This is a genomic window from Janthinobacterium sp. GW822-FHT07A03 (assembly GCF_058798815.1).
The window spans coordinates 625,868-645,677 of sequence record NZ_JBXAKW010000001.1 but is presented as its reverse complement, the minus strand read 5'-3'; the positions used below and the strand labels follow the sequence as shown (position 1 = coordinate 645,677).

20 protein-coding genes and 1 tRNA gene are annotated in these 19,810 nt (G+C 60.4%); all 21 read right to left on the bottom strand.

All coding sequences use genetic code 11. From position 1 onward, the window contains the following. Positions 1–13 precede the first annotated feature (13 nt). The 21 genes from AC1RJW_RS02990 to AC1RJW_RS02890 all read right to left on the bottom strand — a co-directional run bounded on the left by AC1RJW_RS02990 (position 14) and on the right by AC1RJW_RS02890 (position 19,734). Positions 14–1,513: an NADH-quinone oxidoreductase subunit M gene (locus AC1RJW_RS02990; protein ID WP_493043301.1), complete on the bottom strand. Its 1,500-nt coding sequence runs from the start codon at positions 1,511–1,513 to the stop codon at positions 14–16. 29 nt (positions 1,514–1,542) lie between these two features. After that, a complete protein-coding gene (nuoL, locus tag AC1RJW_RS02985; protein ID WP_215408806.1) occupies positions 1,543–3,642 on the bottom strand; it encodes an NADH-quinone oxidoreductase subunit L in 2,100 nt (699 codons plus the stop codon). A 46-nt stretch (positions 3,643–3,688) separates the two neighbouring features. Next, positions 3,689–3,997 (bottom strand): NADH-quinone oxidoreductase subunit NuoK, encoded by a 309-nt coding sequence (nuoK, locus tag AC1RJW_RS02980; RefSeq protein ID WP_010399724.1) that lies wholly within the window; start codon positions 3,995–3,997, stop codon positions 3,689–3,691. Then, positions 3,994–4,626 carry an NADH-quinone oxidoreductase subunit J gene (locus tag AC1RJW_RS02975; protein ID WP_034779507.1) on the bottom strand — a complete coding sequence of 211 codons (633 nt, stop codon included), beginning with the start codon at positions 4,624–4,626 and terminating at the stop codon, positions 3,994–3,996. Before AC1RJW_RS02975 ends, nuoK begins: the two co-directional genes overlap by 4 nt. Positions 4,627–4,691: 65 nt before the next feature. After that, positions 4,692–5,180: an NADH-quinone oxidoreductase subunit NuoI gene (nuoI, locus tag AC1RJW_RS02970; protein ID WP_010399726.1), complete on the bottom strand. Its 489-nt coding sequence runs from the start codon at positions 5,178–5,180 to the stop codon at positions 4,692–4,694. Between the two features lie 14 nt (positions 5,181–5,194). Then, the gene (gene nuoH / locus AC1RJW_RS02965) at positions 5,195–6,277 is read right to left on the bottom strand and encodes an NADH-quinone oxidoreductase subunit NuoH (RefSeq protein ID WP_070224109.1); all 1,083 of its coding nucleotides are present in this window, start codon (positions 6,275–6,277) and stop codon (positions 5,195–5,197) included. Next, positions 6,277–8,610, bottom strand: a complete 2,334-nt coding sequence (gene nuoG, locus AC1RJW_RS02960) for an NADH-quinone oxidoreductase subunit NuoG (RefSeq protein WP_493043299.1) — start codon at positions 8,608–8,610, stop codon at positions 6,277–6,279. The genes nuoH and nuoG overlap by 1 nt, the downstream gene beginning before the upstream one ends. A gap of 22 nt (positions 8,611–8,632) precedes the next feature. Beyond that, positions 8,633–9,928: an NADH-quinone oxidoreductase subunit NuoF gene (gene nuoF, locus AC1RJW_RS02955; RefSeq protein WP_010399729.1), complete on the bottom strand. Its 1,296-nt coding sequence runs from the start codon at positions 9,926–9,928 to the stop codon at positions 8,633–8,635. Next, positions 9,925–10,404 carry an NADH-quinone oxidoreductase subunit NuoE gene (gene nuoE, locus AC1RJW_RS02950; RefSeq protein ID WP_035820520.1) on the bottom strand — a complete coding sequence of 160 codons (480 nt, stop codon included), beginning with the start codon at positions 10,402–10,404 and terminating at the stop codon, positions 9,925–9,927. Before nuoE ends, nuoF begins: the two co-directional genes overlap by 4 nt. Positions 10,405–10,416: 12 nt before the next feature. Continuing rightward, a complete protein-coding gene (locus AC1RJW_RS02945) occupies positions 10,417–11,670 on the bottom strand; it encodes an NADH-quinone oxidoreductase subunit D (RefSeq protein WP_034749992.1) in 1,254 nt (417 codons plus the stop codon). Next, on the bottom strand, positions 11,670–12,263 hold the full coding sequence (locus AC1RJW_RS02940; protein WP_475415384.1) for an NADH-quinone oxidoreductase subunit C: 594 nt from the start codon (positions 12,261–12,263) through the stop codon (positions 11,670–11,672). The genes AC1RJW_RS02945 and AC1RJW_RS02940 overlap by 1 nt, the downstream gene beginning before the upstream one ends. A 17-nt stretch (positions 12,264–12,280) precedes the next feature. Further along, positions 12,281–12,757, bottom strand: coding sequence for a NuoB/complex I 20 kDa subunit family protein (locus tag AC1RJW_RS02935; RefSeq protein ID WP_010399733.1), 477 nt, complete (start codon positions 12,755–12,757; stop codon positions 12,281–12,283). A gap of 3 nt (positions 12,758–12,760) precedes the next feature. Then, complete coding sequence (locus tag AC1RJW_RS02930; protein WP_010399734.1) at positions 12,761–13,120, bottom strand: NADH-quinone oxidoreductase subunit A; 360 nt, start codon at positions 13,118–13,120, stop codon at positions 12,761–12,763. Between the two features lie 177 nt (positions 13,121–13,297). After that, positions 13,298–13,382, bottom strand: a tRNA-Leu gene (locus AC1RJW_RS02925). Between the two features lie 202 nt (positions 13,383–13,584). Next, positions 13,585–13,989 (bottom strand): preprotein translocase subunit SecG, encoded by a 405-nt coding sequence (secG, locus tag AC1RJW_RS02920; protein ID WP_493043295.1) that lies wholly within the window; start codon positions 13,987–13,989, stop codon positions 13,585–13,587. A gap of 28 nt (positions 13,990–14,017) precedes the next feature. Further along, entirely contained in the window at positions 14,018–14,767 is a 750-nt protein-coding gene (tpiA, locus tag AC1RJW_RS02915) for a triose-phosphate isomerase (RefSeq protein WP_493043293.1), read from the bottom strand. Positions 14,768–14,840: 73 nt separating this feature from the next. Next, on the bottom strand, positions 14,841–15,821 hold the full coding sequence (locus tag AC1RJW_RS02910) for an NAD(P)H-quinone oxidoreductase (protein ID WP_493043291.1): 981 nt from the start codon (positions 15,819–15,821) through the stop codon (positions 14,841–14,843). A gap of 73 nt (positions 15,822–15,894) precedes the next feature. Further along, positions 15,895–16,503 (bottom strand): tetratricopeptide repeat protein, encoded by a 609-nt coding sequence (locus tag AC1RJW_RS02905; protein ID WP_493043289.1) that lies wholly within the window; start codon positions 16,501–16,503, stop codon positions 15,895–15,897. A 65-nt stretch (positions 16,504–16,568) separates the two neighbouring features. After that, complete coding sequence (locus tag AC1RJW_RS02900) at positions 16,569–17,330, bottom strand: GIN domain-containing protein (RefSeq protein ID WP_493043287.1); 762 nt, start codon at positions 17,328–17,330, stop codon at positions 16,569–16,571. Between the two features lie 108 nt (positions 17,331–17,438). Beyond that, the gene (locus AC1RJW_RS02895; protein WP_493043285.1) at positions 17,439–17,648 is read right to left on the bottom strand and encodes a hypothetical protein; all 210 of its coding nucleotides are present in this window, start codon (positions 17,646–17,648) and stop codon (positions 17,439–17,441) included. A gap of 154 nt (positions 17,649–17,802) precedes the next feature. Beyond that, on the bottom strand, positions 17,803–19,734 hold the full coding sequence (locus AC1RJW_RS02890) for a methyl-accepting chemotaxis protein (protein ID WP_493043284.1): 1,932 nt from the start codon (positions 19,732–19,734) through the stop codon (positions 17,803–17,805). Positions 19,735–19,810 lie beyond the last annotated feature (76 nt).

Here is a 19,810-nt window from a genome sequence, read left to right as displayed (position 1 = left end):
ATCGGTCTTCTATTTAAGGCAACTTGCTGATGGCGACATGCTGCAGCAGGTCGGCAACCGAAGTTTGCATCGTGTCGGTGAACGGGGCTGGGTACAGACCCATCACGAGCACGGCGATGGCCAGCACAGCAAGCATGAAGAATTCACGTTTGTTGATGTCGGTCAATTCGGCCACGTGCTTGTTCTTGATCTTGCCGAACACCACGCGCTTGGCCATCCACAGCGAGTACGCCGCGCCCCAGATCAGTGCCGTTGCAGCCAGCAGACCGATCCAGAAGTTGTATTTCACCGCGCCCAGGATCACCATGAACTCGCCGACGAAGCCGGACGTCGCTGGCAGACCGCAGTTGGCCATCGAGAACAGCACGAAGAAGGCGGCAAATTTCGGCATGCGGTTCACGACGCCGCCGTAGTCGGCGATGTTGCGGGTATGCATGCGGTCATACAGTACGCCGATGCACAGGAACATCGCGCCGGAGATGAAACCGTGCGAGACCATCTGCACGATACCGCCCTGCACCGAGATGTCGTTGAACATGAAGAAGCCCAGGGTGACGAAGCCCATGTGCGCGATCGACGAATAGGCGACCAGTTTTTTCATGTCGGTTTGTACCAGGGCAACCAGACCGATGTAGATGACGGCGATCAGCGACAGGGTGATCATGAAGCCCGACAGGTAGTGGCTGGCGTCCGGGGTGATCGGCAGCGAGAAACGCAGGAAGCCGTAGGCGCCCAGTTTCAGCATGATGGCGGCCAGCACGGCGGAACCGCCCGTCGGCGCTTCCACGTGGACGTCCGGCAACCACGTATGCACGGGGAACATCGGCACCTTGACGGCAAACGCCATCAGGAAGGCCAGGAAGATGAAGATCTGTTCGTTCATCGTCAGCTTGAACGCGTGCCAGGCCAGGATGTCGAAGGTGCCCGACACATTGCGCAGGTAGATGATGGCAACCAGGGTCAGCAGCGAACCGAAGAAGGTGTACAGGAAGAACTTGAACGACGCGTACACGCGGTTCGAACCGCCCCAGATACCGATGATGATGAACATCGGGATCAGGGTTGCTTCAAAGAAGAAGTAGAACAGCAAGCCGTCCAGCGCGCAGAACACGCCGATCATCAGGCCCGACAGGATCAGGAAGGAGCCCATGTACTGGGCGATGCGCTTCTCGATCACTTGCCAAGCGGAAATGACGACGATGACCGTGATAAACGCCGTCAGTGGAATGAACCACAGCGACAGGCCGTCGATACCCAGCGAGTACCAGATATTGAAAGTTTCAATCCACGGTGCTTTTTCGACGAATTGCATGCCGTGTGCGGCGTTGTCGAAATGCTGGATCAGCGGCAAGGTGCACAGCATGCTGAGCACGGCGCCAGCCAGCGACAGCCAGCGGGTAAAGCCCGCTTTGCTGTCACGGCCGAGAGCCAGGACCAGGACGCCGCAAATGATCGGCACCCAGATCGACAGACTCAGGTAAGGAGGTAGTGTAGAAATCGTAGACTGCATCATGGTTCTCAGTATTCTTTTATCAGGTCAGCTTACTTAGCGGGCCAGAATGGCAGGAAATAGATCAGGAAGCCCAGCACGCCCAGGATCATCACGAATGCATAGTGATAGATGTAGCCGGTCTGCAACACTCGCGACAGCGAGGACAGCCAGGCGACAACCTTGGCGCTGCCATTGACGACGAAACCGTCGATCAACTTCTTGTCACCGAAGTTCCACAGGCCATTACCCAGCAAGCGGGCACCGCCGGCGAACACGACTTCATTGAACTTGTCCATGTAGTACTTGTTGTCCAGCAGGGTGTGGATCGCGTGGAACTTGGCAAAGAACCAGGCCGGTACACGCGGGTTGACCATGTAGCAGTAGTAGGCTGCCACCACGCCGGACAATGCCAGCCAGAACGGTGCCGTCGACAGGCCGTGGATCGCCATCGCCATTGCGCCGTGGAATTCATGCGACAACTCTTCCATTGCTGGATGGTTTTCGCCGACAAAGATCACGCCCTTGAAGAAATCGCCATGCAGCATCGGGCCGATCGTCAGGTAACCGATGATGAGCGACGGGATCGCCAGCATCACCAGCGGGAACCAGACGACGAACGGGGATTCATGCGGCTTCTGGCCAGGTTCCAGGCCGTGGTGGCCGTGGTCGTCTTCCTCTTCTTCATGGTGGTCGTCATGTGCATCGCCGTGCGCGCCATGGGCCGCTTTCGGTGCGTGGTGGTCGTCATGACCGTGCGCATGCGCCTGGCCGAAACGTTCCTTGCCGTGGAAGACGAGGAAATACATCCGGAACGAGTAGAAGGCAGTGACGAACACGCCAGCCAGCACGGCGAACTGGGCAAAGCCAGCGCCCCAGATGTGCGTCGCTTCGACGGCTTCGATGATGCTGTCTTTCGAGTAGAAACCGGAGAACAGCGGCGTGCCGATCAGGGCCAGCGAACCGATCAGGGAAGTGATCCAGGTGATCGGCATGTATTTGCGCAGGCCGCCCATGTTGCGGATGTCCTGGTCGTGGTGCATGCCGATGATGACGGAACCGGCGCCCAGGAACAGCAGTGCCTTGAAGAATGCGTGCGTCATCAGGTGGAATACGGCCACGGAGTACGCGGACGAACCCAGCGCCACGGTCATGTAACCGAGCTGCGACAGTGTCGAGTAAGCGACGACGCGTTTGATGTCGTTCTGGATGATGCCCAGGAAGCCCATGAACAGCGCCGTGATGGAACCGATCACCAAGATGAAGGACAGTGCCGTGTCGGACAGTTCGAACAGCGGCGACATGCGCGAGACCATGAAGATACCGGCCGTCACCATCGTTGCGGCGTGGATCAGTGCCGAAATCGGGGTAGGACCTTCCATCGAGTCAGGCAGCCACACGTGCAGCGGGAACTGCGCCGACTTGCCCATCGCGCCGATGAACAGGCAGATGCAGGCAACGGTCAGCAGAGCCCAGTCGGTGCCCGGCATCGTCAGCAGGGCCAGCTCGTCTTTCTTGGCGAACACTTCCTGGTAGTTCATGGTGCCGGCGAATGCCAGCAGCAGGCCGATGCCCAGGATGAAGCCGAAGTCGCCCACGCGGTTGACCAGGAAAGCCTTCATGTTGGCCACGATGGCCGTCGGACGCTGGTACCAGAAACCGATCAAGAGGTAGGAGACCAGGCCCACGGCTTCCCAACCGAAGAACAGCTGCAGGAAGTTGTTGGCCATGACCAGCATCAACATCGAGAACGTGAACAGCGAGATGTAGGCGAAGAAGCGGTTGTAGCCTTCGTCGTCCTTCATGTAGCCGATCGTGTAAATATGCACCATCAGGGAAACGAAGGTGACCACGCACATCATCATCGCCGACAGCGAATCGATCTGGAAGCCCACTTCCATCTTCAGGGTGCCGATCGTCATCCAGTTATAGATCGTGCCATTGAATGTCGCGCCATCCATCACTGCCAGCAATGTCTGCACGGACAGGATGAACGCAATCAGTACGCCCAGGATCGTCGCGGTATGCGACGTCTTGCGTCCGACCAAATTACCCAGGAACTGGGTGCCAAGCAAGCCTGCAATCGCGGCACCGGCCAGCGGCGCCAGCGGTACGGCAAGAAGGAGGTTAGGGTTGAGGAGTTGCCCCGCCATGATGAACCTTAATCGTTATTATTCGAGAGATCGAGTCTGAAAAACATCAGCCTTTGAGGCTGTCCAGGTCTTCGACGTTGATGGTATCCAGATTACGGAACATCACCACCAGAATAGCCAGACCGATAGCCGACTCAGCGGCGGCAACCGTCAGGATGAAGAAAACGAAGATCTGACCGGCCGCGTCGCCCATGAAATGGGAGAACGCGATGAAATTCATATTCACCGCCAGCAGCATCAATTCGATTGCCATCAGCAATACGATGATGTTCTTGCGGTTCAGGAAAATACCGACGATCGAGATTGCGAACAGGATCGCGCCCAGGACCAGAAAATGTGTGAGCGATAATGTCATGGTGCCTCCTTAACTTCCGGCTCAGCCGCAGGACGCTCGACAACCGCGTCCATCTTGATGATCTTCAGGCGGTCGTTGCGCTTGACGCGTACCGCATCGCCTGGAGCAAAATGCTTGGTGTCCTTGCGTTTGCGCAAAGTCAGTGCGACCGCGGCAACGATGGCCACCAGCAGCACGACGGCGGCGATTTCAAAGGCGAACACATATTTGGTGTAGATCAACAGACCCAGTTCCTTGGTGCCGCCCAGGTTGACGTTCACCGGCGCGATGCTCGGTGCAAAGTTGCGGAAACCGTGCCACAGGACGGCAGCCATTTCCAGCACGATGATCACGCCCACCGTCACGGACAATGGCAGATAGCCCCAGAAGCCTTCGCGCATGCGGTCGATATTGATATCGAGCATCATGACCACGAAGAGGAACAGCACCATCACGGCGCCGACATACACCAATACCAGCACGATGGCCAGGAATTCAGCTTGCAGCAGCATCCAGATGCCCGCTGCCGAGAAGAAGGACAGTACCAGGAACAGTACTGCGTGGACCGGATTACGGGCCGTGATGACGCGCGTCGCTGCCAGAATCAAGATCAGCGCGAAGGCGTAAAACAAAATTGTTTTAAAGTCCATAAAAAACCCAATAGACGTACAGATGAACGAGGGGCGCGCCGCAGCCAGGGGCTGCGGCGCATCCATCAGCGATAAGGTGCGTCGGCGGCGCGCGCAGCGGCGATGTCATTTTCATAACGATCGCCTACGGCCAGCAACATCTCTTTCGTGTAATACAAATCCCCGCGTTTCTCGCCGTGGTATTCCAGGATTTGCGTCTCGACGATCGAATCGACCGGGCAGGACTCTTCGCAGAAACCGCAGAAGATGCACTTGGTCAAGTCGATATCGTAACGCGTGGTGCGGCGCGAACCGTCGTCACGCTGTTCCGATTCGATCGTGATGGCCATCGCCGGGCAAACCGCTTCGCACAGTTTGCAGGCGATGCAACGTTCCTCGCCGTTCGGGTAGCGGCGCAGCGCGTGCAAGCCACGGAAACGCGGCGAGATCGGTGTCTTCTCTTCCGGGAATTGCACCGTGATCTTGCGCGAAAACATGTACTTGCCTGTCAGCGCCATGCCCTTGATCAGCTCGCCTAACAAGAGGCTGCTGAAGAAATCTTTTACCTTATCCATTCGTATGCACTCTCTTACTTCCAAATATTCCAGGATGTCTGCATCCAGGCAGCGACGAAGACCAGGTAGACCAGCGTCAACGGGATAAACACTTTCCAGCCGAGGCGCATGATCTGGTCATAACGGTAGCGTGGGAACGTACCGCGTACCCAGATGAACACCGACACGATGAAGAAGGTCTTGGCGAACAGCCAGAAGAAGCCGCCGAAACCACCCCAGAACTCAAGGAAAGCAAATGGTGCGGACCAGCCACCGAGGAACATGATCGAAGCCAGGGCGCCGATCAGGATCATGTTGGCGTATTCGGCCAGCATGAACATGGCGTAGGCCATGCCCGAGTACTCGACCATGTGGCCGGCCACGATTTCCGACTCGCCTTCGACGACGTCGAACGGGTGACGGTTGGCTTCAGCCAGGCCCGACACCAGGTAGATGACGAACATCGGCAGCAGCGGCAGCCAGTTCCACGACATGAAATTGACGCCCTTGTCGGCGAAGAAGCCGATCTGCTGGCCGCCGACGATGTCGATGAAGTTCAGGCTGCCCGAGACCATCAGCACGATGACCATCACGAAGCCCATCGGGATTTCATACGAAATCATCTGTGCCGAAGCGCGCATGGCGCCCATGAACGAGTACTTCGAGTTCGAGGCCCAGCCGGCGATGATGATGCCGTAGACTTCCATCGAGGTAATCGCCAGCAGCATCAGCAAGCCGGCGTTGACGTTGGCCAGCACGGCTTGCGGGCCGAACGGCACGACCGACCAGGCGGCCAGGGCCGGCATGATGGTCATGATCGGGCCGATCACGAACAGGCCTTTGGCGGCCTTGGACGGGATGATGATCTCTTTGAACAAGAGTTTCAGCGCATCGGCGATCGGCTGCAGCAAGCCCAGGGGGCCGACGCGGTTCGGGCCGACGCGGATCTGGATCCAGCCGATCAGCTTGCGTTCCCACAAGGTCAGATAGGCAACCAGGCCCATCAGCGGCAACAGCACGCACAGGATCTTGATCAGGGTCCAGAAGAACGGCCACGAGCCGCCCAGCAGATCCTGACCGCTGCTGTTGATGACGTTTACAAATTCAGGCAGAGCCATCAGATTTTCCCCTCTGCTGTTTCAACTGTGATGTCACCGAACATGCCGCCCAGGCTGGCCGTCGAGGCATGCGCCGCCGACACTTTGACCACATTGGCTGGCAGGCCGGCATGAAGTGCCGCCACCAGGATGGCGCTGCCGGAGCCTTGCGCCACTTTGACCTTGTCGCCCGCCTTGATGCCCAGCTTCTCGGCCAATGCCGGCGACAGATGGGCTTGCGGCGCGGCGCCGTCGACCGTGCGCAGCAGCGGTTCGGAACGGCGTACCAGCGCGTCGGCGAAGTAGATCGGCACGTCGGCGATGCGTTGCAGCGCTGGCGAAGCCGGTGCGTAGCTTGCCGCTTCCGGTGCGTTCTTGGCGATATTGTTCAGCTGTGCCGACAGGTCGGTCACGCCGGCGCCGAATGCTTCGTCGCGGATCGCTTCGGAGGTGTCGTAGTCGAAACCGGCCAGGCCCAGGATGTTGCCCAGGACGCGCAGCACTTTCCAGGCTGGACGGGTATCGGCCAGCGGTTTGACGGTGCCGTTGAAGCTTTGCGCGCGGCCTTCGCAGTTGACGAAGGTACCCGAGGTTTCAGCGAACGGAGCGATCGGCAGCAAGACATCGGCGTAATCCATGCCGTGCTTGAAGGCCGACATCGCCACGACCATCTCGGCGCCATCGAGGGCGGCGCGGGCCGCTTGTGGATTGGCGGCATCGAGTTCCGGCTCGGCGTGCAGCAGCACGTAAGCTTTCTTCGGAGCAGCAAAGGCGGCTTGCACGTTGGCGCGCGGCTTGGCGACCAGGTGCGCGCCTACCGTATTGGCCGCTTCCGTCAGGTAACCGAGCTTGGCGCCCGTCTGTTCGGCGATCCATTGCGCTGCAGCATGCAGTTGCGACGCTTGCGGGTGTTGCGTTGCGGCATTACCCAGCAGCACGGCGCCGTTGTCGCCAGCCATCAGGCTGGCGGCGATGGCGACAGCCACGTCCGAAGCGGTCACCGCTTCGAAACCGGCTGGCGCGGCGATTTCTTTCGCTTTAGCAACAGCGACGACCACTTCCGACAAGGCTGCCAGCCAATCGCTCGGCGCGACAATCATCTTGTTGGCGATGGTGATCAGTTGATCATCGTCGGAGGCATGCAGGATCGACAGCTTGGCGCCGCCCTTGACGGACGCGCGCAAACGCGTGGCCAGCAATGGGTGATCCTTGCGCAGGAACGAACCGATGACGAAGGCGCGCTTGATCTGGCCAAATTCGTTGATCGGCATGCCCAGCCATGGTTTCACGCTGGCGTCCAGCGCGAAATCGGTCTGGCGCAGGCGGAAGTCGACGTTCTCGGAACCGAGGCCGTGGGCGACTTTTTGCAGCAGGACCAGCTCTTCGACGGTCGAATGCGGGGTGGCCAGCGCGGCGATGGCGTCAGCGCCATGCTCGTGCTTGATATTTTTCAAACCGTGCGCCACGTATTCCAGCGCGGTCTGCCAATCGACTTCTTTCCACTCGTTGCCTTGTTTCAGCATCGGGGACGTCAGACGTTCGGCGCTGTCCAGCGCTTCGTACGAGAAACGGTCCTTGTCCGAGATCCAGCACTCGTTGACGGCTTCGTTTTCCAGCGGCAATACGCGCTTGACCTTGCCAGCTTTCACTTGCACGATCAGGTTCGAGCCCAGGCCGTCATGCGGGCTGACCGATTTGCGGCGCGACAGTTCCCACGTACGGGCGCTGTAGCGGAACGGCTTCGAGGTCAGTGCGCCGACCGGGCACAGGTCGATCATGTTGCCCGACAGTTCGGAGTCGACCGTCTGGCCGACAAACGACACGATTTCCGAGTGTTCGCCGCGGCCGATCATGCCCAGTTCCATCACGCCGGCCACTTCCTGGCCAAAGCGTACGCAACGGGTGCACTGGATGCAGCGCGACATTTCCTGCATGGAAACCAGCGGACCGGCTTCCTTCGGCGTGACGACGCGCTTGTCTTCCTTGTAGCGCGATTCGCTCTTGCCGTAACCGACGGCCAAGTCTTGCAACTGGCATTCGCCGCCCTGATCGCAGATAGGGCAATCGAGCGGGTGGTTAATCAGCAAGAATTCCATGACCGACTTTTGCGCCTGCACAGCTTTATCGCTGGCGGAGCGCACGATCATGCCGGCACTGACCGGGGTCGCGCAAGCGGGCAAAGGCTTGGGCGCCTTTTCCACTTCGACCAGGCACATGCGGCAGTTCGCTGCGATCGACAATTTCTTGTGATAGCAGAAGTGCGGAATGTAGGTTCCCAATTTGTTGGCGGCGTCCATCACCATGCTACCAGCAGGGACTTCGACTTTTTTGCCGTCTATTTCGATTTCAACCATGGTGATCGTTACCTGACGCAGCTTAGATATATGCGGGCACTAAGCAATGCTTGTGCTCGATATGATATTCAAATTCTTCACGGAAATTCTTAATGAAGGCCCGTACCGGCATGGCAGCCGCATCGCCCAGCGCGCAAATGGTGCGGCCCTGGATGTTGTCGGCGATCGAGTTGAGCATGTCCAGGTCGTCTGGACGACCCTGCCCCTGCTCGATGCGGTGCACCATGCGGTACATCCAGCCTGTGCCTTCACGGCAAGGCGTACACTGGCCGCACGATTCTTCAAAGTAGAAGTAGGACAGGCGTTCCAGCGCCTTCACCATGCAGCGTGTTTCGTCCATCACGATGACGGCGCCCGAACCCAACATCGAACCGGCTTTCGCGATCGAGTCATAGTCCAGGTCGGTCTGCATCATGATGTCGCCGCGGATCACCGGCGCGGACGAGCCGCCAGGAATCACGGCCTTGATCTTTTTGCCACCGCGCATGCCGCCTGCCAGTTCCAGCAGGGTCGCAAACGGGGTGCCGAGCGGCACTTCGTAGTTGCCCGGTTTTTCCACGTCGCCCGAGATCGAGAAGATCTTCGAACCGCCGTTGTTCGGCTTGCCCATCGCCAGGTATTTCTCTGGACCAATGTTCAGCACGAATGGCACGGCCGCGAAGGTTTCCGTGTTGTTGATCGTCGTCGGCTTGCCGTACAGGCCAAACGAGGCCGGGAAAGGCGGCTTGAAGCGCGGCTGGCCTTTCTTGCCTTCCAGCGACTCCAGCAGGGCCGTTTCTTCGCCGCAGATGTAGGCGCCATAACCATGGTGCGCATGCAACTGGAACGAGAACTCGCTGCCCATGATCTTGTCGCCCAGGAAACCGGCGGCGCGCGCCTCTTCCAGCGCTTCTTCGAAACGCAGGTATTCCTGGAAGATTTCACCGTGGATATAGTTATAACCGACGGTGATGCCCATCGCATAAGCGCCAATGGCCATGCCTTCGATCAGCGCATGGGGATTGTAACGAATGATGTCGCGGTCCTTGAAAGTGCCCGGTTCGCCTTCATCTGTATTGCAGACGAGGTATTTCTGGCCCGGGAACTGGCGCGGCATGAAGCTCCACTTCAAGCCGGTAGGAAAACCCGCGCCGCCACGGCCGCGCAAGGACGAGGCCTTGAGGTCGGCGATGATCTGTTCCGGCGTGATTTTCTCTTCCAGGATACGCCGCAGGGCGCTGTAGCCGCCGCGGTTCACATAATCTTGCAAATGCCAGTTCTTGCCATCCAGATCCTTCAGGATCAATGGATCGATATGGCGGTTGTGGAGTGACGTCATTTCTTGAGTTCCTCCAGCATGGCGTCGATTTTCTCGTTCGACATCCAGCTGCACATGGTTTTATTACTGACCAGCAAGACCGGCGCATCGCCGCAAGCACCCATGCACTCGCCTTCAACCAGGGTGAACTGGCCGTCTGCGGTGGTTTCGCGGAAATCGATACCCAGTTTCTGCTTCAGGTACTCTGCAGCGCGCACGCCGCCCGACAGGGCGCATGGCAGGTTGGTGCACACGGTGATCTTGTGCTTGCCCACGGGTTTCACGTTGTACATATTGTAGAACGTGGCCACTTCCTGCACGGCAATCGCCGGCATGCCGATGTAATCGGCCAGTTCCTTCATGGTTTCCGGCGCCAGCCAGCCCAGTTCATCCTGGGCATGGGCCAGCGCGGCCATGACGGCCGACTGACGCTGGTCGGCCGGGTACTTGGCCAGCTCGCGGTCAATTTTCTTATAGCATTGCTCTGATAACAACATACTTTTTGCCTCTTAGCGGTCAATACTGCCGAACACGATATCTTGCGTCCCGATGATGGTCACGGCGTCGGCAAGCATGTGCCCACGCGCCATCTCGTCGAGCGACTGCAAGTGGGCGTAGTCTGGCGCGCGCAGTTTCATGCGGTACGGCTTGTTGGCGCCATCGGACACCAGGTACACGCCGAACTCGCCCTTCGGATGTTCCACGGCGCTGTAGGCCTCGCCTGGCGGTACGTGGAAACCTTCCGTGAACAGCTTGAAGTGGTGAATCAGCGATTCCATGTTGGTCTTCATGTCGACGCGGCCCGGAGGCGCCACCTTGCGGTTGCTGGTCATGACAGGACCTTCATTGTTGCGCAGCCACTCCACGCATTGCTTGATGATGCGGTTCGACTGGCGCAGCTCTTCCACGCGGACCAGGTAGCGGTCGTAGCAATCGCCGTTGGTGCCGATAGGAATGTCGAAATCCATCAGGTCGTACACTTCGTACGGCTGCTTCTTGCGCAAGTCCCACTGCACGCCCGAGCCGCGCAGCATGGCGCCCGTAAAGCCCATGGCCAGCGCATCTTCCGGCGAGACCACGCCGATGCCGACGGTCCGCTGTTTCCAGATACGGTTGTCGGTCAGCAGGGTTTCGTACTCGTCCACCGAGTTCGGGAAGCGGCGCGCGAAGTCTTCGATGAAGTCCAGCAGGGAACCCTGGCGGTTTTCGTTGAGCTTGCCGATGGCCTTGGCGTTGCGGATGATCGACGCCTTGTGCTGCGGCATCGCGTCCGGCAGGTCGCGGTACACGCCGCCCGGACGGTAGTAGGCCGCGTGCATGCGCGCGCCCGACACTGCCTCGTAGGCGTCGAACAAGTCTTCGCGGTCGCGGAAGCAATACAGGAACGGACCCATGGCGCCAACGTCCAGCGCGTGGGTGCCGAGCCACATCAGGTGATTCAGGATGCGCGTCATCTCGTCGAACATGACGCGGATGTATTGCGCGCGCAGCGGCACTTCCAGGCCCAGCATCTTTTCGATGGCCATCACGTATGCATGTTCATTGCACATCATCGACACATAGTCGAGACGGTCCATGTACGGCACGGATTGCAGGTAGGTCTTCTGTTCGGCCAGCTTTTCGGTGGCGCGGTGCAGCAGGCCGATATGCGGGTCGGCGCGCTGGATGACTTCGCCATCCATCTCCAGCACCAGGCGCAGCACACCGTGCGCGGCCGGATGCTGCGGCCCAAAGTTCAGGGTGTAGTTCTTAATCTCAGCCATTATTTCATCCCGTAATGTTCTTCGCGGATCACGCGCGGCACGTTTTCCCGCGGCTCGATCGTCACGGGCTGGTAAATCACGCGCTTTTGTTCCGGATCGTAGCGCATCTCGACATAGCCGGAGACGGGGAAATCCTTGCGGAACGGATGGCCGATGAAACCGTAGTCGGTCAGCAGGCGGCGCAAGTCGTTGTGGCCTTCGAAGAGGATGCCCAGCAGGTCGAACGCTTCGCGCTCGTACCAGTTGACGGCGCGCCAGATGCCGACCACGGAGGGCAGCAGCGGCATGTCGTCGTCCGGCGCGAACACGCGCACGCGCACGCGCCAGTTGTGCTTGACCGACAGCAAGTGCGAAACGGCCGCGAAACGCAGGCCATCCCAGCTGCCGTCACCATAGGTCGAGTAGTCGACGCCGCACAGGTCGAGCAATTGCTCGAAATGCAGGGCCGGATCGTCGCGCAAGGTCTGCATCACGGCCAGGTAGTCCTCGGCCTTGACCTGCAAGGTGACTTCGCCCAGCGCAACCGTCGTGCTAACGCGATCGCCCAGGGCAGTGCCGAGGGCGTTTTGCAATACTTCTAAATGTGTTGTCATAATCTGAAGCGGCCCGGTTAGCGTGCGATCGTGCTGGTACGCTTGATCTTGTTCTGCAACTGCATGATGCCGTACAGCAAGGCTTCAGCGGTCGGAGGACAGCCAGGCACATACACGTCGACGGGCACGATGCGGTCGCAACCGCGCACCACGGAATAGGAGTAATGGTAGTACCCGCCGCCATTGGCGCAGGAACCCATCGAGATGACCCAGCGTGGCTCTGCCATCTGGTCGTAGACCTTGCGCAGGGCCGGCGCCATCTTGTTGCACAGGGTACCAGCAACGATCATGACGTCGGACTGACGCGGCGACGGACGAAACACGACGCCGAAACGGTCCATATCGTAGCGGGCTGCGCCCACATGCATCATTTCGACCGCACAGCAGGCCAGACCGAACGTCATCGGGAACATAGACCCGGTGCGCGCCCAGTTGATCAGCTTGTCGGCCGAGGTGGTGATGAAACCTTCGCTTAATACGCCTTCAATAGCCATGGCTTATTCCCAGTCAAGGGCACCTTTCTTCCAAATGTACCAAAATCCGACCACGAATTCAGCGATGAACACCATCATCGTGACGAAACCGGCCCAGCCCAGGTCGCGCATTGCAACGCCCCATGGGAAAAAGAATGCCGTTTCCAGATCGAACAAAATAAACAGGATTGCGACCAGATAGTAGCGCACATCAAATTTCATGCGCGCGTCTTCGAATGCTTCAAAGCCACATTCGTACGGGGAGAGTTTTGCTGCGTCAGGCTTGTTAGGGCCTAACAGGCGCCCCAGGAGCTGGGGAGCGATACCGACACCAAGGCCGATAATAATGAACAGCAGGACGGGGAAGTAATTTTCGAGGTTCACGATTGATAAGCTTATATTGAACGATCGGTTAAATGAGGACGCTGCGATCATTTGCAGCGTATCTAACGCACGACCCCAATCAAAGCTAAGACCAGGATCGAACGACACATCCTCGTAAAAAAAGCCAGCAACTTTGTACGAGCCATGGCTCGTGCGCCGTTGCTGGCTTCTGATTTCTGGTGCCGACGACGAGACTCGAACTCGTACAGCTTTCGCCACTACCCCCTCAAGATAGCGTGTCTACCAATTTCACCACGTCGGCGGTAAGGCCCGTATTCTACTCTGCTTTGCCGCTAAAGTTAATGCACAAATGCATCAAAACACAGATAAAAACGATAAATTTTTACATCTTCCAGCGCGTCACGATTTTTTCCTGCCGCACTGCTAAAACATTGAGCAATAATCTGCCCGTAATGAGAATTACTCTCGATGAGGCATCGAGATACTACTCGCTTGCCGCCAAATTACTTTGGAATCGCGCCTGCCGGGGTGCTGGCAACCGGCGCCGCCGCTGCCGGAGCGCTGGCCGCCGGGACTGCCGCAGGTACCGTCGTCGGGATCGCGCCCGCGCCGGTCACTGGCACCGGCTTGACGACTTTATCCATCACGCCGCCGCCCACCGTGGTGGCGCGCTGATTGGCCATCAGCGACAGGGCCAGGGTGGCGCCGAAGAAGATCGCGGCGGCAACGCCCGTCGATTTCGACATGAAGTTCGACGAACCCGTCGCACCGAACAGGCTGCCCGAGGCGCCCGAACCGAAGGCGGCACCCATGTCGGCGCCCTTGCCGTGCTGCAGCAACACCAGCGCGATAATCGACAATGCCGAAATAACCTGTACTACCACTACCAGATTGAACATCATGTTCATTGCAATTCCATTCTCAGTTTAAATTAATTCAATCGGCAGCGTGAATAATCGCCAGGAAATCCGCCGCCTTCAATGCTGCTCCACCGATCAGACCGCCATCGATATCCGGCATCGCCATCAATTCTTTTGCGTTCTCCGGCTTCATGCTGCCGCCGTACAGGATTTGCACGCCGGCGGCCGCCACCGCATTCTTTTCTGCCAGCTGGGCGCGCAATACCTGATGCACGTCCTGCGCCATTTGCGGCGTGGCCGTCTTGCCCGTGCCGATGGCCCAGACCGGCTCATAGGCCAGCACCAGTTTCGCCACGTCGTCGGCGGAAATCGCCGCCAGCACGGCGCCCAGCTGCTGCTCCACCACGGCATTGGTCTGGCCCGCTTCGCGCTGCGCCAGGGTCTCGCCGATGCAGACGATAGGCGTGATGCCGGCCGCCAGCGCGGCAACCGTCTTGGCCGCCACCTGCGCGTCACTCTCGCCGTGGTAGGCGCGGCGCTCGGAATGCCCGATCACCACATAGCCGCAGCCAAAATCCTGCAGCATGGCGACCGAGATTTCGCCCGTGTAGGCACCGCCGGCGTGCGCAGAGACATCCTGCGCGCCCCAGCCAAGGGCCGTGCCTGCCAATTGCGCCTGGCACTGCGCCAGGTAGGGCGCAGGCACGCAGACGGCGCTGGCGGCGCCAGAAGCAGCCAGGCCAGCAACTATTTCAGACAATAACACCGCGTTCGAGGTGCGACTGCCGTTCATTTTCCAATTTCCGACGACGAGTTTGCGACGCATAGTAGCCTAAATTCTTAATAACCCGTCATTCTAACTCCGGCACCGATGCCGGTCAAACAGGCAGTGCCCCGTTTCAGGCAACTTGCAACATGATCTTGCCCACGTGCGTGCTCGCTTCCATCAAGGCATGCGCCTCGCTGGCTTTTTCTAACGGGAAAGTTTGATGGATCACGGGCTTGATCTTGCCCGCCTCGATCAGCGGCCAGACGGTCGTGCGCAGGTGGTGCGCGATGGCCGCCTTGAACGCCACGGAACGGGGACGCAAGGTGGAACCTGTCACCGTCAGGCGGCGGCGCAGCAAGGCGCCCAGGTCCAGTTCCGCCCTGGTGCCGCCCTGCACGGCGATCATGCCGATGCGGCCATCGTCGGCCAGGCAATCGATTTCGCGCGGCAGGTAGTCGCCGCCCACCATGTCAAGGATGACGTCGACGCCTTTGCCAGCGGTCAATTCCTTGACGACGGCGACGAAATCTTCCGTGCGGTAATTGATGCCCCGTTCGGCGCCCAGCGCCTCGCAGGCGCGCGCCTTCTCGTCGCTGCCCGCCGTGGCAAACACGCGGTGGCCGAGCGCGGCCGCCAATTGAATGGCCGCCACGCCGATGCCGGAGGTGCCGCCCTGCACCAATAACGTTTCGCCGTCGGCCAGCGCGCAGCGGTCGAAGACATTGCTCCAGACGGTAAAGAAGTTTTCCGGCAGGGAAGCGCCCTCGAGGGCCGTCAAGCCCTTCGGCAAGGACAGGCACTGGCCGCTTGGGGCCGCGCAGTACTCGGCATAGCCGCCGCCCTGCACCAGCGCGCAGACGAGGTCGCCCTTCCTGAAGGTGGTATTGCTGAAATCGCCATCGACGACTTCGCCCGCCACTTCCAGGCCAGGCAAGTCCGAGGCGCCGGCTGGCGGCGCATATTTGCCCAGGCGCTGCAGCACGTCGGGGCGGTTGATGCCGGCCGCGTGCACCTTGATCAGCAGCTCACCGGCCTTGAAGGCGGGAACGGGACGCTCGGCGATCTGCAAAACGTCGGCGGGACCTGGCTGGCTGATGGCAACTGCACGCATGGCGGGACTCTTTCAAGGGAAAACGGCGATTGTACGCCAAGCCGTCCACCCTTGCAGGCCGCTACCTGATCGCTCAGACACCACCCGTTTTCGACTGGCGCGGCAAGGGCGTGCCCGGCTTCCATTTGGCCGACAGGGCCTGCCCTTCCTCTACTTGCTCATGCGTCATCTTGCGCACCACGGCGGCGCGCTGGTCGGCCGCATTCGCGTTGCCATTCGCCGCCGCCAGATTCCACAGCATGTAGGCGATGACGTTGTCCTGCTGCACGCCGCCCATGTGATAGCGGTACATCAGGCCCAGCACCTGCTGCGCCTCGGCATGGTTCTGCTCGGCCGCCTTGCGGAACCAGCCCACGGCCTGCTTGTGGTCTTGCAGCACGGCGTTGCCCGTGTAATACATGGCGCCCACCACGTACTGGGCGTCGGCCTTGCCCTGCTCGGCCGCCTTGCGGTGCCAGAACATGGCTTGCTTGTAGTCCTGCGGCAAGCCGCGCCCCATGTAATACATCAAGCCCAGCAAATGCTGGGCATCGGCATTGCCGGTCTTAGCAAGGGGCAATATTTCCTTGTAAGCCAGCGCGTAATTCTTGTTGTTGTAGGCGCTGGCGCCTTCGACGAAGCCAGCCCGCGCCGGTAGCTGTATCGTCAACAGCATGAGTAATGTAATGATCAGTTTTTTCATCGGAATGGGATGTGGTCTGACTACTTATTCTTGTCCTTGCCAATACGGCCTGCGGCAGGATGCGTTTACTTCCAGCTAACCTTGCCCAGGCCCTCGACGCTGACATCGCGGTTGGCCGGCTTGCCGTACACCACCACCGAACCGAGTCCGCTCAGGTTCAGCTTGGCATTCGCATGGGCATTCACCGTGGCGTTGCCCAGGCCGCTCAATTCCAGGTTGACGGCATCGGCCTCGAATTGCTGCGCATTCAGGCTGCCCAGGCCGCCCAGGCTGGCCTTCAGCATGCGCCCGCGCCCGCCCAGCACCACGGAACCGGCGCCCTGCAAGTCCAGCTCGGCCCGCTCATTGTTGCCGATCCAGATCTGCATGCTGCCCACGCCGCCCAGGCTGGCATTGAGCTTGCGGTAGTCGCCCACCAGCTTGATGCTGCCCGCCCCTTCCAGCGACAGGGTCAGTTCCTCGCCCTTGAAACCCGTGATGTCGGTGCTGCCAAAGCCTTCCGAGCTCAGTTCGCGCAGGTTCGGCAAGACCAGGTCGGCGCGGATCGACGAGGGGCCGAGCTTGAAGCCGCGCACTTCCGTTTCGATGTGCAGGGTGTCGCCGCTTTGCGCCGTGCTGACATCGGCGATGTAGCGCTTGTCGGCCGTGATGCTCAGCGAAGGCACGTTGCCCTGGCGAATGCGCACTTCCATCACGCCATCGAGCTTGACGCGCACCACGCGGGCATCGACGTTGCGCATTTCCAGCAAGCGGGTCTCGGCGGCCACGCCGCGCACCAGGCCCAGTGTCGCCAGGAACAGCAGCGCCAGTTGCAGTATCTTTTTCATGTAGTGCATCCTCGGTATCTTGTTTTTATGTATTGCGGCGCCCGCGTTGGGCGGCCGGCATTGCATCGCGCCTTGCACTCTAGCAGCGCGGAAAATGACTGGCAATGATTATGCGAAACGGGCTTTCTCGGCGGCGCTCAGGCGCTTGGCCTTGACCACCACCACTTGCATGGCAGCCTTGTGCGCTGGCGCGGCCAGGGTGGCCGTGGAACTGGCCACCTGCAGGGCCGGGGCGGCCGGAGCGATGGCGTAGCAGCTGGCGCTGAGCAGGATGGCGGCGGCAACGGCAATGACTTCCATGTTTTTAGCGACGTTCATGTTGTTCTCCTCGGGTGTCTGGCAGTGGGCTTGCGGTATGGTGTCACTATAGCCATACCGCCCCCGGCCGGCACGCCGATTGCGACGAACTGCGCTTTTGGCAGGCTGGCCTGACAAAAACGCGGATGAACGCGCAAATCGCTACGCTTGCAGCTTAAAACTCTTCCCACTCGTCGGCGCCGGACTTGGCCGCCTTGACGGGCTTGGCCGGCGACAGCGCGCGGGCCGGCGCGGCCGGTTTCGCCTTGAGGCGCGTCACCGGTGCCGATACCACGGCAGGGCCCGCATCGCCCAGGCGGAACATGCCGACGGCCTGCGCCAGGTCCACGGCCTGCTCCTGCAGGCTTTCCGCGGCAGCCGCCGCCTGCTCGACCAGCGCGGCGTTCTGCTGTGTCATGGTATCCATGTGCGTGACGGCCGTATTGATCTCGCCGATGCCGGCGCTCTGTTCGCGGCTGGCCACCGTGATCTCGCTCATGATGGTCGTCAATTGCTGCACCGAGGCCACCACCTGATCCATGGTCTGGCCCGCTTCATCGACGAGGCGGCCGCCCGCATCGACTTTCTCCACCGAGTCACCGATCAGTTCCTTGATTTCCTTCGCCGCGCCAGCGGAGCGTTGCGCCAGGTTGCGCACTTCGGAGGCGACCACGGCAAAGCCCCTGCCCTGCTCGCCCGCGCGCGCCGCCTCGACGGCCGCGTTCAAGGCCAGGATATTCGTCTGGAAGGCGATGCCATCGATCACGCCGATGATGTCGACGATCTTGCGCGAGCTTTCCTGGATGCCGGCCATGGTGCCCACCACCTGCTGCACCACGCGGCCGCCCTTGGCCGCCACTTCCGAAGCGGACACGGCCAATTCGTTGGCCGCATGCGCGTTTTCCGCATTCTGCTTCACGGTCGAGGTCAGCTCATCCATCGAGCTGGCTGTTTCTTCCAGCGCGCCCGCCTGCGCTTCCGTGCGCGAGGACAGGTCGGCATTACCGGCGGCAATATCGGCCGATTCGCTGCGCACCAGGGTGCTGATGCTGCGGATCTGCACCAGCACGGTGGCAATCTTTTCGACGAACAAGTTAAAAGCCTTGGCGATCTGCGCCAGCTCGTCCGTGCCTTGCGCGTCGAGGCGGCTGGTCAGGTCGCCGTCGCCCGTGGCAATCGCTTCCATGGCATCGCGCACCAGGCCCAGACGGCGCAAGGCGCGCGCCACCAGCACGCTCAAGACCGTGGCGGCCAGGGCCAGCACCAGCAAGGCCGTCAGGGCCGAGGCGCGCAGCATGGAACTGAGGGCTTGCGTGGCTTCCGCCCGGTCCAGCACGGTCGCCAGCAGCCAGTCGCTGCCTGCAACCTTACTTACATGCAAGATGCCGTCACGTTCGCCGAGGCGGATGCTCGCGCCATCGCCGCTCTTTTCGATATCGGCCAGCGCCTGCGCGCTCAGGCCTGGATCGAGCTCGGCCAGCGGCTTCAGCGTCAGCTTGCCGTCCGGATGGGCGATGATCTTGCCGCCGCCATCGACGAGGAAGGCGTAGCTGGCCGCCGTCGGCTTGATCGAGGCGACGTTTTGCACCACGGCATCCATCATCACGTCGGCCGCCATCACGCCCGTCACGCTGCCCTTGCCGCCCAGCGGCTCGGCAAACGTCACCACCAGCTTGCCCGTGCTGGCACCGATATACGGCGCGGTGATGATGGGACCGCCCGTTTCGGACGCCAGCTTGTACCAGGGACGTGCCGTGGGATCGTAGTCGGCGGCGCGCTTGCGCTCCTGCGAGAAGACGGCGTGCTTGTCGGCAAAGCCGATATACGCCATGTCGAACGTGCCTGCCTGCTCGGCCGCCTTCAGGGCCGGCAGCGGATCGGCCGCCGTGGCGCCCTGCTTGAGCGAGCCCACGACGGCTTGCTTGGAGCGCAGCCATTCGGCGATGGCTTGCGCGTGGCTGTGCGACAACTGCAGCATCTGCGTGTCGAGCGCGGCCAGGGTGCTTGAGCGCGTGGTGAAGAAATTGGCGATGGCAACAGCCAGCATGGCCAGCACGACGATGGAAACGGCGATGGCGATCAGCCGCGCCTTAAGGGAGGACAACATGGTGCATCCAATAAAAAAAGAGGAAATCGGGAGGGATGCGCCATGGTCGGGGAATAAGATTTTGTCGTCAAGCAAT